Source organism: bacterium (assembly GCA_024224155.1).
In the GTDB taxonomy this organism is placed as follows: domain Bacteria; phylum Acidobacteriota; class Thermoanaerobaculia; order Multivoradales; family JAHEKO01; genus CALZIK01.
Map to the genome: position 1 here is coordinate 22974 of JAAENP010000565.1, position 15386 is coordinate 38359.

The 15386-nt window shown below is 64.5% G+C and carries 14 protein-coding genes; 7 read left to right on the top strand and 7 right to left on the bottom strand.

The genetic code is table 11. The features are described 5' to 3' along the window. Positions 1-13 precede the first annotated feature (13 nt). Together GY769_25810 and GY769_25815 are read right to left on the bottom strand one after the other, a co-directional pair. Entirely contained in the window at positions 14-2323 is a 2310-nt protein-coding gene (locus GY769_25810) for a hypothetical protein (GenBank protein MCP4205342.1), read from the bottom strand. A gap of 4 nt (positions 2324-2327) precedes the next feature. Continuing rightward, on the bottom strand, positions 2328-2936 hold the full coding sequence (locus tag GY769_25815; GenBank protein MCP4205343.1) for a SagB/ThcOx family dehydrogenase: 609 nt from the start codon (positions 2934-2936) through the stop codon (positions 2328-2330). A 233-nt stretch (positions 2937-3169) separates the two neighbouring features. Here GY769_25815 and GY769_25820 point away from each other — a divergent pair, with 233 nt between their 5' ends. Then, positions 3170-4651, top strand: a complete 1482-nt coding sequence (locus tag GY769_25820; GenBank protein ID MCP4205344.1) for a wax ester/triacylglycerol synthase family O-acyltransferase — start codon at positions 3170-3172, stop codon at positions 4649-4651. 74 nt (positions 4652-4725) lie between these two features. Here GY769_25820 and GY769_25825 read toward each other — a convergent pair whose 3' ends face one another. Then, positions 4726-6252 carry a dipeptidase gene (locus GY769_25825; protein MCP4205345.1) on the bottom strand — a complete coding sequence of 509 codons (1527 nt, stop codon included), beginning with the start codon at positions 6250-6252 and terminating at the stop codon, positions 4726-4728. Positions 6253-6499: 247 nt separating this feature from the next. Here GY769_25825 and GY769_25830 point away from each other — a divergent pair, with 247 nt between their 5' ends. Further along, complete coding sequence (locus GY769_25830) at positions 6500-7012, top strand: DUF1203 domain-containing protein (protein ID MCP4205346.1); 513 nt, start codon at positions 6500-6502, stop codon at positions 7010-7012. Between the two features lie 158 nt (positions 7013-7170). Here the strand turns inward: GY769_25830 and GY769_25835 are convergent, their stop codons facing one another. Beyond that, a complete protein-coding gene (locus tag GY769_25835) occupies positions 7171-7971 on the bottom strand; it encodes a helix-turn-helix domain-containing protein (protein ID MCP4205347.1) in 801 nt (266 codons plus the stop codon). 269 nt (positions 7972-8240) lie between these two features. On the opposite strand from GY769_25835, the gene GY769_25840 reads away from it, so the two are divergent. Beyond that, complete coding sequence (locus tag GY769_25840) at positions 8241-8615, top strand: VOC family protein (protein ID MCP4205348.1); 375 nt, start codon at positions 8241-8243, stop codon at positions 8613-8615. A 157-nt stretch (positions 8616-8772) separates the two neighbouring features. Further along, a complete protein-coding gene (locus tag GY769_25845; protein ID MCP4205349.1) occupies positions 8773-10008 on the top strand; it encodes a hypothetical protein in 1236 nt (411 codons plus the stop codon). On the opposite strand, the gene GY769_25850 is transcribed toward GY769_25845, so the two are convergent. Further along, positions 9994-10269 carry a hypothetical protein gene (locus GY769_25850; protein MCP4205350.1) on the bottom strand — a complete coding sequence of 92 codons (276 nt, stop codon included), beginning with the start codon at positions 10267-10269 and terminating at the stop codon, positions 9994-9996. The genes GY769_25845 and GY769_25850 overlap by 15 nt on opposite strands. Positions 10270-10559: 290 nt before the next feature. On the opposite strand from GY769_25850, the gene GY769_25855 reads away from it, so the two are divergent. Together GY769_25855 and GY769_25860 are read left to right on the top strand one after the other, a co-directional pair. Beyond that, a complete protein-coding gene (locus tag GY769_25855; GenBank protein ID MCP4205351.1) occupies positions 10560-11438 on the top strand; it encodes a diguanylate cyclase in 879 nt (292 codons plus the stop codon). A 13-nt stretch (positions 11439-11451) separates the two neighbouring features. Continuing rightward, positions 11452-12372 (top strand): oxidoreductase, encoded by a 921-nt coding sequence (locus GY769_25860; protein MCP4205352.1) that lies wholly within the window; start codon positions 11452-11454, stop codon positions 12370-12372. On the opposite strand, the gene GY769_25865 is transcribed toward GY769_25860, so the two are convergent. Both GY769_25865 and GY769_25870 read right to left on the bottom strand, forming a co-directional pair. Then, the gene (locus tag GY769_25865; GenBank protein MCP4205353.1) at positions 12369-14105 is read right to left on the bottom strand and encodes a hypothetical protein; all 1737 of its coding nucleotides are present in this window, start codon (positions 14103-14105) and stop codon (positions 12369-12371) included. The genes GY769_25860 and GY769_25865 overlap by 4 nt on opposite strands. Next, positions 14102-14971 carry a hypothetical protein gene (locus tag GY769_25870; GenBank protein ID MCP4205354.1) on the bottom strand — a complete coding sequence of 290 codons (870 nt, stop codon included), beginning with the start codon at positions 14969-14971 and terminating at the stop codon, positions 14102-14104. Before GY769_25870 ends, GY769_25865 begins: the two co-directional genes overlap by 4 nt. A 119-nt stretch (positions 14972-15090) precedes the next feature. Between GY769_25870 and GY769_25875 the strand changes: the two genes are divergently transcribed. Then, positions 15091-15386, top strand: a 296-nt coding sequence (locus GY769_25875; GenBank protein ID MCP4205355.1) for a hypothetical protein, incomplete at its 3' end; no start/stop codon positions are given.

The window sequence follows — 15386 nt, forward strand, 5'->3', positions numbered from 1 at the left end:
CGCGAGCAGGGAGCTAGCGGGGTCGGCGCAGGACTGTCACCAGACACACGAGCGACGCCAGGCTCAGCAGAACGAGCGTGTTCGGCACCCCGTAGAGCGGCAGCAGCACCAGGCCGGCGGCGAACGCCCCGCCCGCGGCGCCGGCGAGATCCGCGGCGTACAGATACCCGCCGGCACGCCCGAGCCCTCCACCCGCGGCCGCCGAGGCGAGAGCCGCGAGGGAGAAATGGGCGCCCCCCAGAGTCCCGGCGACGAAGCTGGCCGCCGAGAAGACCCACGAGGCCGCCGCGGGCGAGAGCGCATCCCGCAGGTCCTGACCGGCGGGCGAGAAGAAGACCAGCAGCAGCAACGGAAACGCGGTGACGCCCGCCTGCAGCAAGGTGAACCAGCGGATCGCGGCGGCGGGCTCCAAGGCGCGCTTCTGCCAGTGGCCGAACGCGGCGACCCAGAGGGTACCGGCGGCCAGACCCGCCATGAAGAGGGCGATGATCAGGGCGAGCTGTAGATAGGCGAACCCTTCGAGGATCTGGAAGGTCAGGATGAGCACGACCTGGAGCACCATCCCCACGGCGCCCTGGATGAACACGCTCGCTCCCACGGCAGCCCGGTAGCGGAGACGCCCGATCCAGAAGAACAGGATCACCAACGCTCCGAACGCGGCCAGTCCGGCGCTCAGGACCAGCGGGCGTACCGATGCTGCCGCTCCGAGGATCCGCTCCAGCTCCGGGTGCCACTGGGCCGCCCACAGCCTAAGGGCGTGGAGGTAGCAGATCGGAGCGAACTGCCGGTTGACGGGACTCGACCCGAACTCCAAAAGCAGCGCCCGAACGTGATCGAGCCTGAAGGGGCTCATCAGATCCTGAAGCGTGTCCTCGCGCACGTGGACGAGATCGAGCCTTCGGGCCTCGATCCGGCCGGCCAAAACCGCGGGGTCCAGCACCAACGACCCCGCTTCTCGGGCCGCGAAGAACCTCGCCCTGCCCCCGGGAAGAACCGCCACCTCGGGAAACACCTCGCCCAGCGTGCGGTTGATCGAGCTCAGGTAGCGGGCGTGGGCGGGCCCGATCATGTCGCCCCCGCCCGGCACCGAGAAGGTGAGAATCCCGCCGGGGAGCAGATGCCGTTCGGTCCGGCGGAACATCTCCACGGTGAAGAAACGGTTCATCTGCGCGTTGATCGGATCCCCGGTGTTCATGAAGATCACGTCGTAGCGCCCCGCGTGGTGGCGCAGGAAGGTCGCCGCATCTTGATGGTGCGTCCGCAGGCGCGGATCCCGACGCGAGGCCCGCGCCCGGGTGTTCAGGAACCGCTCGCTCTCCCGGATCAACTCCGGGTCCTGCTCCACGTAGTCGACGGCCTCGATGCTCGGATGCTTCAGCGCCTCCTCCAGCTGGCCACCCAGCCCACCACCGATGAACAGCACGCGCCCGGGTCTCGGGTGCTGCAGTAGCGCCGTGTGAACCGCGGGCTCCGCCGAGGCTGGATCGGGCAGGGTGAAGAGCCAGAGGCCGTTGGTGAACACCGTCACCTGGCCGGGCTGCCGCAGGATGGCGATGTTGTGAAAGGGGGTGTCCCGCGCGAGAGCAAGGCTCTCGCCCCACTGCCACCGCCGGCTTCGTTCCTCCAGACGATCGCCCGCGGCGATGACGGCGGCCAGACCGAGGGCGGCGAGCACCCACACAAGGCGGGCGCCCCGAGCGCGCTCCTTCCCGGGCCGCCGCCGGAGGATCCAGCCCGACACAGCTAGCGGCAGAAGCGCCACGGCAATGGCGGCGGAGAGCGGCGACGCTAGGCGCAGCAGCAGGAAGTAGAAGACAATGCCGCCGGCGGCTGCCCCGGCCGCCTCGCCCAGATAGATCGCCAGCGGTCTCGCCGGCGCGCCATCGGCCTCGCCTCCGCGACTGTACGCCCAGCAGAGCCCGAAAAGCGCCCCCCCGGCCAAGCCGAACAGAGACGGCACACTCAGACAGACCAGCACCATCTTGCCAACTGGCGCCAGCTCACCGGCGGGGATCGCGAACAGCGTCCGGGCTCCCCGCACCACGAGCACCAGCGCCGGCGGGGCGACTGCCAGGAGCGTCAGAAGCAGGCCCAGTGGGCTCTCCCGAACAACGCCACGGCTCGACCTCCACGCCGCCAGAGCACTCCCCAGGGAGGTCCAAAGCAGCCAGCCGGCCAGCGCGAGCCCGGTCGACATCTCGTTGCCGTGGAAGAGAACGAGCAGCTCACGCAGCAGCAACACCTGAGCGATCGTCGCCACGAATCCGGCGACGGTGATGATCAGAAACGAACGGTCCCGAGGCCCCGTGCGCAACCCGAACATTGGCTCAACGGCGGCGCCTGCCCACCGGCAGGATTGCGAACGGCTCCTCGCCTGCTTTGAGACCCAACAGGCCGGCGACCGCACCGTCGTCGAACGCACCGACGAAAGTAGTGGCCAGCCCGATGGCGACGGCCTGCAGGGAGACGTTCTCGGTGACTCCGCCCACTTCCATCAGCACGTAGCGCCGCGCGCGGGAGCCGTACTTCTTCGCCGTTCGCTCCACCACTCCGGCGACCACCAGAGCCGCCGGCGCCCGGCTCATCCAGTCCTGATCCCAGGCGGCCGCCGTCAGCTCGCGCCTGACGTCGCCCGTCGACACCAGCTGCAAACCGTGGTCCTCGATCAGATAGCGATAGACGCCGGGCTCGAGCCCGCTGGCGTCGGCCGCGACAAGGTAGATCTCGAGCGGATAGAGGGCACCGGCCGAAGGCGCCGTACGCTCACCGTCCTCGCCGGTGATTCCCTGGGCGGCCCAGAGGAGTTGGGAGACCTCCTCGAGAGTGAGCGCTGAGCTCGCGTAGGAGCGAATCGAGCGCCGCCGCTCGAGCGCCTCTTCCACGGTCACCTCTCCGACACTGAAGGGCGCGGGAAGATCGATTTGCACCGACATCATCTGTGTCGAGTACGACCCTGAACCTGCCGGCGAACCGGCCGGTTGGTTTTACCGTCATTTTTTAGTATGACAGCCGGCGCCGGTTCCTCCAACACCCCAAGGGGCGGGCACGAGGCTCGGCACCGGACGCGGAATAGCCGTAAGTCCAATAACGTTAACGTTTATAGAGATGCCGCGACGCGGTTGAGTCGCGGCGCCGAAAAGCCCGCGACCGCGTCCGGCAAGGAGGCGAGATGGCCAGGCCCGGACGAAAGAGAGCGAGGGCTTCGACGCACGGCCGTGCGATCGGGCGAGATGCGGCCGAGCGCCGAACTCGGGCCATGTCCGCGGTCGACATGGCGTGGCTGCGCATGGAGCATCCCACCAACCTGATGATGGTGACCGCGCTCTTCATCTTCGACAGGCCACTCGACCCGAGGCGTCTCGAGCGGACGATCGCCAGCCGGCTGCTCCGCTACGATCGCTTCCGGCGCCGGGTGGTGGAGCGCGGAACGCTCGTCAAGAAGCCGACCTGGGAGCTCGACCGGCGATTCGAACTGTCCGCTCACTTGAGGCGAGTGGCACTGCCCGCTCCGGGCGGGGAGGAGGAGCTCCGGGAGCTCGTGAGCGCGCTCATGAGCTCGCCCCTCGACTACTCCAAGCCACTGTGGCAGATCCACCACATCGAGAACTACGACAGAGGCTGCGCCGTTCTGGTGCGAATCCACCACGCGATCGCCGACGGCATCGCCCTGATGGGCGTACTGCGGTCGCTGACCGACGACAGGCCCAAGCGCCGGCGACTCGAATCGCGCCCGCGCGGCGCCCGGCTCGCCGAGTCGCAGCCGGGCCAGCGGCCTCGCAGTGCTCCCACGGGACTGCGGCGGGCAGCGAGCCTCGCGTCCCGGGTGCTGCGGGAGGAGGCGCGGATCCTCGCCGACCCCGGCCGGGCTCTCGAGCTGGCCAGGCTCGGAATCGGCGGGACGTCGGTTCTGGGGCGCCTGCTGCTCCGGCCCGCCGACCCGCCGACCGCGCTCAAGGGTCCGCTCGGCGTCGCCAAGCTGGCCGCCTGGTCGGAGCCTCTGCCTCTGTCCGACGTCAAAGCCGTCGGGAAGGTGACCGGGAGCACCGTGAACGACGTCCTGGTGGCGGCCGTCACCGGCGCTCTGCGAAGCTACCTCGCCAAGCGTGGCGAGCCGGTGGACGACCTCGCGTTCCACGCCGCCGTGCCGGTCAACCTCCGATCCCCCGCCAGCCGCGCGTCACTCGGCAACCGTTTCGGCCTGGTCTTCGTCGAGCTTCCGCTGACACTCGCCGATCCGCTCGAGCGGCTGTTCGAAGTGCGCGACAGGATGCGCGAGCTCAAGGGCAGCCCGGAGGCGGGCGTCGCGCTCGGTCTGCTCGGCACTCTTGGTATGACCTCGACCGAGATTCAGAAGCTCTTGGTGGAGCACATCGGCGCCAGGACCACTTTGGTCGTCACCAACGTGCCCGGACCGCGCCGAACCGTATACATGGCCGGGCGACCGTTGCGCACGCTCCTCTTCTGGGTGCCGCAGTCCGGGCGCGTGGGGCTGGGGATCAGCTTCATCAGCTACGCGGGCAACGTGCGGCTCGGCGTCGCCAGCGACAAGGGGCTGGTGCCCGATCCGGAGACTATCGTCGCGCTCTTCCATCGCGAGTTCGAGAAGCTCATGGACCTGGCGCGGGGCGCTCCTCGGCGAAAAGCAAGCTAGGCCACGGGCACCCGCGGGCGCGGCCAAGCTCCTGTGATCTCGTGCAGGAAAGGACCGGTCCAGCCCCTGGCAGACTAGCCAGCAAGCTCGACCATCATCGCCGTGTACATTCGGAGGTTGAGCAGCAGCTGCCCGTGCGTCATGAACTCGTGCTCCGTGTGACCCGTGTAGGTGGCGCCCGGCATCGCGGGGCCGAAGCTCACGCCGTTGGGCAGCAGCCGTGCGTTGGTGCCGCCACCAATGGCGATCGGTCCGGCGTCCAGAACTCCGGTGTAGTGGCGGAAGACGTCGAGGAGAACCGGAACGTGCGGGGCTCCTTCGGCGATATACGGCTCGTCGATTCGGGATCTAAGGCCGAGCTCCGCGACCCCCGTATCGATTCTCCAGGCAGCGACGGCCTTTTCGATCTCGGCCTCGACCTCCTCGGCCGTGCGCCCCACCGGGCGTCGAAAGCTGATTCCGGCGTCATGAGTCGAACCGCTCGATGACACGGTGGCCAGAGTCAGGGTCAAAGGGCCCATGAACGAGTGTGAGTGGGCGAGGTCGCCGAAGCGCTCGCCGTAGTCGCTCGTGCCCACGAGATCGTTGATGAGCCGGACCATGCGGGCGGCAGCCGTGTCCGGCCAAGCGAACTCGCCCAGTACGGCAGCCAGATGAGTGATGGCGTTTCGGCCTGCCCAGGGCTCCATCGAGTGCGCCGATCTCCCGTGGGCGCGAAACTCGAGCCGATCGCCGGTACGCTCCAACGTATAGCCGACGCTAGCGCTTTGTTCCGACGCCGCTCTCAACCGTCGTTCGAAATCGGCGGTCGATCCCCGGATCACCGCTTCGGCTTCTTCGGGCACCTGCGATAGGAAGGCCCCACCGGTCAGCGACGCCAGGTAGGGTGTCTCTTCGGCCTCATTCCGTCCGGCAAGGCTCAAATGGATCTCACCCCAGCCTTTCTCGGCAGTGACGACCGGGTAGTTGGCGTCGAGCGCGAGATTGAGATCCGGCTCGTCGTAGTGCTCGAGGAAGGCGCGGAACGGCCCCCAGTCCGATTCCTCCGTGTAGGACACGATGAGCTCTATCCGACGCCTCCGTGGCAGGCCCTTGTCGCCGAGGGACTTCATGGCGTAGAGCGCCAACGCTAAAGGCCCCTTGTCGTCTTCCGCACCGCGCGCGACTAGTTTGCCAGGCTCCGAAGTTAGGTCGAGCGAGAACGGATCCGCCTTCCACTTTGTCGCATCAGCCGGCTGAACGTCCGCATGGGTCACAATGCCCAGGCGGTTTTCGGCGTCGCCGAGACCTATTACGACCACGGCGCCGTAGTCGGTGAAATCCAAGCCCAGTTCGGTGGCCTTCAGTTCGAGGTACTTGGTGAGCTGCTGGAAGTGAGGGTTGTCGACGTTCTCGAGCCCTTCCTGCTTGACCGTGCGGAAGCTCACCAACTCACCCAGAGTGGCGATCGCCGCGTCGGAATACGTAGATACGGCGTACTCGGCCACAGCCAGGCTGCGCTCGGCGGGCACCGTCTCATCGACCTCCGGGCGGCAACCCGCAAGTACAAGAACAAGAAACGCTGCCACAAACGGCATCGGGCGGCTGGCGGGTGTCGTCATCGAGTGGAATCCTCCGTCATCGTCGGTGGGTGTGTCGCCCTTGTGGCTGTACCGTACTCAATGCGCGCGCTTCTGTCTCGCCGCTTTCGGACCTGTACAAGAAAAACGGAGACGCCGGCCATCGCCGGAGTGTTCTCCGGCGGCAAGATTCGGGTGGCCCGCCAGGTCGCCGCCCCGATAGCTTTCGGCCGCCCGGTGCGGCCTCAGCCAAGGCTGGCGCCAAACAAACCTAGTAGAGGAGTGACTCGTGAATACTTTCCGTTGTATCGCCATCCCGACCTCGATCGCAGAATCAGTACGCTCGACCCTGGCTTCTCCGTTTGCGGAGCACCCTGCTCACATCGAGATAGCAAAGGGCCACGGCCCGTGCCGCCACTGCCTGCGCACGTTCCATGTGGGAGCCGAGAAGCGCATTCTCTTCACGCTTGACCCTTTCGCAGAACTGGGTGTGCCGCCACTCCCGGGCCCCGTCTTCATCCATGCGGATGAATGCGACCGATATCCGGAGGACGGCGAATTTCCCAACGATCTCCGACAGCATCTCTTGGTCTTCAACGCCTACTCGCGCGAGCGTAGGCTTCTAGCCGAGGAGCTGGCAACGGGCCGCGACATCGAGCTGACGATCGACCGGCTGCTGGCACAAGCCGAGGTCGAGTACCTGCATGTCCGCGACCTGGAGGCCGGTTGTTACGACCTGCGGGTCGAGCGCGTGGAGGCGGCCGTGACCGAGGGGCCTGTTGAGCAGGAGTGCTCGTGCTGACCACTCAGCACGATAGTGCTCCCTCGCCAGAGTCGCGGTGCCTTGTGGACTACTGACTATTGGTGGAGCCGATCGGGATCGAACCGACAACCTCTTGAATGCCATTCATTGGGTCTCGACCCAAGCGGCCTGAAAGCCGTGGCGGCTGTCCTCGGGCCTCAGCCGGGCTCGACCGGAATCTGCGACAGCAGCTCGAAGTGATTCGTGCCGTGCGCGAATGGCAGGCCTATCCACGCTTCGAAACAGGGCTGCTCGCTCGGCACATAGCCGCTGCCCGGCAGCCACGTTCCAAAGAGCCAGTCGAGCGCGCGCATCTCCAATTCGATCGGTCCGCGCAGCTCGACCTGCGCGACCTGCATCGCCGGGAACTCGAGCACACCGACCTCTCCGTCGGACTCTGCAGCCTCCACCTCGACGCCTACGTCGTAGCGGCAATCGCGGTGAGCGACGATCTCGGGGTCGTCCCACATGTAGCCGAGCCACTGTCCGCCCTCGAGACCGCGCTCTCGGGCCCAGGCGACAAGACGCTGCGCCGCCTCGGCGACGACATCGGGACGATATGGATCGAGTACGCGAATGTAGGCCACCCGGCGGCTCGGCAACTTCCGCATCTGCACCACGAAGTTGTCCGGGTTCCGGCCGGGAGGTAGCCGGTCGAGGCGATGACGCACAGCGGGATCCTCGAACGCAGCCTGCCATTCCTCTCGCCGCCGCTCACGAAAGGTCGAGACGTCGAAAACACTCGGCCGTACGCCGTAGCGCTGCTTGAAGCTTCGCGAGAAGTCCGAGGATGAGGCGAACCCGCAAGCGAGCGCGATTTCGGTCAGCGAGCGATGCTGCTGGTGCGACAACATCCTCAGGGCGCGCTCGAGCCGCAGCCGTTTGACGAATTGGCCAAGCGTCTCGCCGAGAATCGAGCGAAACACGCGGTGGAAAATGAAACGGCGAGAAGCACGCACTCCGTGCGATATCTTCGAGCTTGAGCGGCTTTTCGAGATTCTCGAGGACGTAGTCGATCGCGCGATTGACGCGCGCAACGTAGTCGAGCGAGGCGTGCTGGAGAGCCTTGGATCCGTTTCGCAAGATCTGTCAAGCAGCGCGACGTCCGACCGGTTATAAATCGCTAGTCATGAGGCCGCTCATCACGCTCATCGCCACGCTCTCGCTCTTCGCGGGCTACCCGAGCGACGGCAGTCTATCCAATCCCGATTCCGACAGGAGACACAGCATGCATCTTGGCCACTTCTCGATCAGCCTCGCCGTCAAGGACCTCGCCGCTTCGCGCACGTTCTACGAAAAACTCGGCTTCGAAGTGACGGGTGGCGAGGCCGAGCAGAACTGGCTGATCCTGCAGAACGGCGACAGCACCGTCGGTTTGTTTCAGGGCATGTTCGAGCGCAACTTGCTGACCTTCAATCCCGGTTGGGACGCGCGCGCGCAGCGTCTCGCGGAGTTCACCGACGTGCGGGACATCCAGCGCCACCTGAAGGAGCAGGGCCTGGTCCTGAGCGCCGAAGCCGACGAGACGACCACCGGACCCGCAAGCCTGATGTTGATCGATCCGGACGACAACCCTGTGCTGATCGACCAGCACGTGGACTGATCGAGGCCGGACGGCGAGGTCCCGGTAGCCGAACGGGCAACCCAGCCTTCCGACCTAGGCAATCTGCTACCAGAGAGCATGGGCAAGCGCGGGGCGACCGGCTCGAGGCTTGTGTGAAGTCCTCCATCGCCCCCCCGCGCCGGCACGGATGAAGCTCGTGTTCGAGAGGACGCTTTCACGACTGATGCGGCGCTCACCCATTTCGTTTGCCGGATCCTTGGCGCTCGCCGCCAACCTGATCTCCTTCGCACACGGCGGCGCCGTGGCCTTTGCCCAGCAAATCGCCGGCTGCTCGCTGTTTCCGGCAGACAGCATCTGGAACGCGCGTGTCGACTCGCTGCCACTCGATCCCGCTTCGGCCACCTACGTCAATACGATCGGCGCCGACACCGGCGTTCACGCTGATTTCGGCTCGGGTGAATGGCCTCCCGGGTCGGGAGCGCCGATCGGGATTCCGTTTGTTGTCGTACCGGCGAGCCAGCCCTCGGTGCCGGTCAGCTTTCTCTACGACGACGAGAGTGATCCCGGTCCCTATCCGATTCCACCGAACGCACCGATCGAGGGTGGGGCCGCGAGCAACGGGGATCGCCACGTGCTGGTGCTGGAGTCCGGGTCGTGCGCTCTGTACGAGCTCTTCTACTCGTTCCCGCAAAACGGCGGCACCTCCTGGACCGCGGACTCGGGCGCGGTCTTCGACCTCGATTCGTACGCCCTTCGGCCCGACACCTGGACGTCGGCCGATGCGGCGGGCTTGCCCATCTTGCCCGGCCTGGTGCGCTATGAAGAGGTGGAGGCCGGAGCAATCGAGCACGCCTTGCGCTTCACGGTACCCCAGACGCGACGTGCCTACGTCTGGCCGGCGAGGCATTTCGCCTCGTCGCTGACCGGCGCCCAGTACCCCCCCATGGGTCAGCGATTTCGGTTGAGATCGGACTTCGACCTGACCGGGTTCTCGCCTCGGATCCAGGTGATTCTCCAGGCACTCAAGGAGTACGGCATGATGCTGGCCGACAATGGCTCCGCCTGGTTTCTTTCGGGTGCGCCCGATGATCGGTGGGACAACGACGAGCTTCGCGAGCTCCTCGGTGTAGTCGGGTCCGACTTCGAAGCAGTCGACGTCTCATCCCTCATGGCCGACCCGGACTCCTCCCAGACGGCGCCGGCGGTGCCCTGCACCGCCGCGGACCAAATGACTGTGATGGACACCTCCATCACGGGAAACCAGGTCTTCAGGGCCTGCGATGAGATCCTGGGAGGTCCGAACGTTTCGATCTTCGGACCGAACGGATACGCTGTCTTCAGTGCTGGAAACCGGGTGGTCTTCTCCGAGCTCGCGGTGTTCCCCGACGCGACGCTCGAAGTGGTGACCGGGCTGCCGCTAGTGTCGGAGTGAGTGCCGGTTCCTGGGGAGCAGCCCGGAGGCCTGGCGGCCGGAGCCCGCCAACCGCCAGCGGTCTCGGGCGACGTCGTGCCTCAGCAGATAGGTAAAGCCATCGTCGCCGACAACCTTGAAGTACCGATGGTCGGGCGCCAGCCAGGTGTCGACGACCTCGATTACTTCTACACGGCGGTCTCCTTCGACGAACCTGCGCGGGGTCTCTTCGCCGCGGTAGCCGGCGTAGCATTGGACGCGAATTGTGGCCTGCGTCTCCACGGTGTCAGGATACAGCGGAACTCGGTCGACACGGAAGTCGACCACCACAGGCGCCGCGACCTGGGCGAAGCTCGGCGTCGTGTGCAGGCACGACGACCAGCCTCGGAATCTGCGCTTGTTGAAGCTGCAAGCAAGATCTGCTGTTCGAGCGGCACTATTTGCCTACCCGTCTGGCCCCCCTGGACACCGAACAGGCCTTCCCCCTTCTTGTCTCCAGCCAGGAGCTTCGTCTTTTGGCGGAAAAACCTTGGCACGGGGCCTGCTTCCCCGGATGTCACGAGTAGAGTCGATTGCCCGCCGAAACTCGACTGCCTGGCCTACGAGTCAAGACCTGGGACTGTTGTGCCCCGCTGTGGGTGGTCTCCTGCTTGCCGGGAACCTTCAACAACAGATTCGACCCAGATCCCAAGAAAGTGAATAAAGAAGCCCTCAGCGCCAGCCGCACTATGGTCACGGTTGCTGCGTTGGCATTCGTGATCGAGGTCATGATCATGACCTTCCTCGGCAACTGGGGTCTCGCTGCCGAGTCCTTGAACGTCATCCTTTTCGACGCGGCCATGCTCTCGCTCTGCATAGCGCCCGCCATCTACTGGCTGGTCCTTGCCCCACTGGATCGTGAGCACGCGAAGCGCGTGTGGGCTGAAGATCACTCTATGGCTCTCGATCGCCTGGCAACCACCGACCCCTATCTCCGGATCCTGAATCCTCGCGGCGTGAGGAATCGTCTACTCGAAGAGACGGCGCGAGCGCGACGGTACAAAAACCCTCTCTCGGTAGCGCGTGTTCGCTTCGGAACCTACGGCAAACTCGTGGACTCGATGAGCGGAGAAGCGGCGGAACGGTCGTTGAGCTCGGCGGTGACCATCTTGAGCGGGGCGTTGCGGCTTCCCGATGTTCTTGGTCGACTCCACGAGGGCGAGCTCCTCCTACTGCTGCCGGAAGCCGATCTAGCCGGGGCTCGAAGCGTTTGCCAGAAGCTCCGGCTTCTTCTCGATCAAGCCGGACCGGATCACTTCAGCGAAGCAACGGGCTGGAACATCACGATGGGCGTTGCCCAGTTCGACCCGGGCGAAGATGACCGCGAGTTGCTGAAGAGGGCGGAGAGCGCTCTGGAACGAAACGATGGTCAATCCCCGCTTTGGGAGAGCCGCGCGTCCTCGATTCAGTAATCCTGGACCAAGAATGAGCAAGAGCAGGAAAGCGAACTCGAGCAGTGCCAGCCGGGACCCGGAAAGGGCCCCGAGACCGAGAATCAAGCAGCTCGAGGTCATGGTGGCGGAGGTCATCCGTGAAACGCGTGAGGCCTCCACACTTCTCCTGTTCACCGGCAATGACAGGTTGGAGTACAAGCCCGGTCACTTTCTGACGATTGATCCGCACCAGTTTCCGGCGCTCGATCGCTTCATCGACTACTTCGAAGCGCTCAAGGGAAGAAAGGAGCCGCCGAGGGCCTACTCGATGTGCTCGGCGCCCCACGAGTCCCACCTCGCCATCACGGTCAAGGAGGAGCGGTTCAGCGCCGGGGTCACTGCATACCCACCCCTGCTGTCACCGCTCCTGGTGTTTCGCACCCCTCCCGGCACCCGAATGGTGGTCACCGGTTTCAAGGGACCCTACGTCCTGCCGCCCGATATCGAGTCCAAAACCGATCATCTGGTGCACATCTGCGCCGGGTCGGGGGCGGTGCCGAACCTGGCGATCATCAAACACGCACTTCATCACGACATGAAGCTCCGGCACACGATGATCTATGGCAACAAGACACGGCAGGACATCATCTACCGGAAACGGCTCGACGACCTGGTCCAGGCGCATCCCGGTAAGCTCGAAGTCATCCATGCCCTGAGTCGCGAAGAAGACGTTGAGCGCTACGGCCCGAGTTATCGAACGGGACGAGTCAACGAGGAACTGATTCGGGCCTCGATACCGGACCCCTCGGCGGTCGTGGTCTACACCTGCGGGCCGGCGGTCGGGAAGTGGGACAGGGAGCTCGCGAAGCAGGCCGGCGAAGAGCCCCGGTCGCGATTTATGGAAACCGTTCTCGAGGCGCTCGCCAACCTGGGAATTACCCGCGATCGAATTCGGCGGGAGAGCTACGGCTAGCGCAAGTCCCCAACTGCAGAAGTGTGGCAATCCTCGCATGTCGCACCCAGCGGCTTGTAGCGGAAGAAGACACGGTCGTCGCGCGTCTCCGTCGGATGGCACTCATCACAAGCCACACGCAGGTGGGCTCCCTCGAGTGGATAGCTGGAATCGCGGCTATGATCGAAGAAGGACTCCTTCCAGTCAACAAACCCATGACAGTGTTCGCATCGCGGCAACCCGTCCGGCTCGTTCAATTGCCCGAAATGAGTGTCTTCGTGGCAGGCGTTGCAGGCCGGGGAGGCTCCAACCATCCGGATTAGTTTGTCCCCCGAATCCCTCTCGGTCTCGAGATGGCACTCCTGACAGGCGACTTCGGCGTGTCTGCCCTGCAAAGGGTAGTCGGTCAAGTCATGATCGAAAACGAGCTGTCGCCAACCTGCCAGCAGATGGCAGACCTCGCAGGTTCCCTTCTGCACCCATCGATCCACTTCTCCTCGATGCGGGTCTTGGTGACAGGCCTGGCATTCAGTGGAATCGAAGCGAAACTGCATGACCACATCCGGCAACGTTGTCCGGGGCGGCACGGGAAGCTGGACCCGTTGAGCAAGCTCCGCCAACGGAATGGTCTGATGACAGGCTACACAGGCGGTCGCAAGGTGGGCGCCCTCGAGAGGATAGTCCGTCTCTTGATGAGCCAGCACCGTGAACGATGCCGGCGCAAAACGCTCTGCCGTATGGCATGACTCGCAGATTCCGCCGTCGGTTCGATCCAAGAACTGCCCCAGGTGGGCGTCGTCGTGACAATCGACGCAGCGATCGAAACGCGCGACCCGGAAGTTCGAACCCGGAGCATGGCATTTCTCGCAAGCCACGGTCCGATGCGCTCCCTCGAGAGCAAACCGCGTTCGGTCATGGTCGAACTCCAGGCGGTTGAACTGCGCCCAGCCAGCGGTCGAGTGGCATGTCGTGCAATCCCCACCAAGACGGCCTTCGTGCGGGTCGCGATGGCAATCCGTGCAACTTCGAAAAGCCGAGACAGCGAACCGCAAATAGGTGTCGCCGTCGGTCGAGGTCGGGTCGGGGATCCGTGCATGACACTCTTCACAACCGACTCGCCGATGACGGCCGGTCAACGGAAAGCTGGCTTCACCATGATCGAAAAGGGAAGCCGGCTTCCACATGGCGAAGCCGTGACAAGTCGAGCAGCTGTCGGGGGCGATCTGGCCACGGTGCTCGTCCTCGTGACACGAGAGACACACTGAGTCGAGACCCAAATAGGTGCGATCGAGGGCCTTGCTCTGCGCGAGCAGCTCCTCCGGGTTCCCGATGAGCGACGGTCGATGGCACTCCTCACATTGAATCGTGGCGTGAGCGCCCTCAAGGTGGTAGCCGGCCAAGGAATGTTCAAAGGCCTCCCTACCCTCCTTGCCCCACCAGACCAGCTCGAAGTCCCTCCCGTGGTGCTCGATGTGGCACGTCTTGCAGTCTTCGTATTCTGGACGCGCGTGGAGGCCTAAGTCCGAGCCGATTCGTCGACCGAGAACCTCGTGACAGCTCAGGCACTTCGCCGGCGGCACACGCTCTCCCGATTGGTGGCACTGGAGGCAATTGCCACTTCCCTCGAGCTCTTCGTGAGCTCGACTGAGCTCACCCGGGGAGATCTGGGCGTCAACGCCTCGGACAACGAGCAGACTGAAGACGAAGGAGACAATCGCGAGAAGCGCGGACCCTGCCGTGGAGGGATACCTCATCCGCCGAATCCGCCGTAGCCCGAGACCACCGCCACGGCAATATGAACCACCATGAAAACGTACATGATCACCGCAAAGGGCTTGTGGAACAGATGCCAGTAGAAGAAGAGCCTCTGGAGCTCGTCCCAAAGACGAATCCGGCGCTCGAGCAGAGCCTTCTGCCTTACCACCCGCATCAACTCGCCAAGCAGGCTCCTTGGGGAGTCCCGCAGGCGGCTTCTGAAACGCGCCAGTCGCCATCGAAGAGCAAGAGACTCCCAGGGCAGCCCCAAGAGCAGCCGGACGAGACCGCGGTTCTTGTCGAGCCCACTTACGGACACCTGATTCAGCTCGGCCAGCACCTCCTCAGAGAGGTTGAACTCCTCCACCAGGCGTTGGCTGAGTTGCTCGTTCAGCACGCGGACCGCGTTCAGGCTCAGATCGTCACCGGACCGCCTCCGCGGGATCTGCACGTACAGATACCGCCCCACCACCCCGCTCAGAGCGACGACAATCATCGACCAGAAACTCAGGGCGACCAAGCCCTGCACCTTGAAGGAGCTGTGAAGGATGACCAGCAGTGGCCCAACGATGCCGCAGAAGATATGAAAATGCAGCCACAGGCGCACTTGACCGAAGCGGCGCAGCCACGGCGCTCGCTTGCGAATCGAGTAGACCAGCATGACGACCATGAGCGCGGAGCCTGCAATACCCAGAGCACGACCCTGTTCGCCACCGGGCTTCAGTGCAAAGAAGTCCTCGTGCCGCGGACGCTCGATCAGGGGCGTGAGGTAATACGAGCTGCCCACAACCAGAAAGTACAGGACTACACCCAGCGACACCACATACAGAGCCACGAGAAGAGGCTTGAACGTACCGGCTTTCATAAGATCTGAAGAGCCTAGTATGCAACGCGAGTACCAAATTGTGACAGACGGCAAAACGCGACACCTGTGAGACAGTACTCACTGAAACACCCGCCGGCAGGAAATACTCGCAGCATCAGATGATCGTCTTCGTCACGCTTTTTCTGGGTCTGGTTTTCGGTCCTCAGTCGATCTCGGTAATTGTCGGCGATGAAGTGGATCGGGTGGAAATCGTCGTTGACGGCCTCCGAGTCGCGGAGCTCGCCGACGCACCCTGGTCGCTCGAATGGGACTTCGGGGAAGATCTGGCGCCACGCGAACTCGAAGCTGTGGCCTTCGACGCAGAAGGCGAGGAGATCGGCAGGGCGCGCCAGTGGCTCAACCTCCCGCGCCAGCCCGCGGAGGCGGCGATCCTTGTGCGAGGGGGAAAGAACGG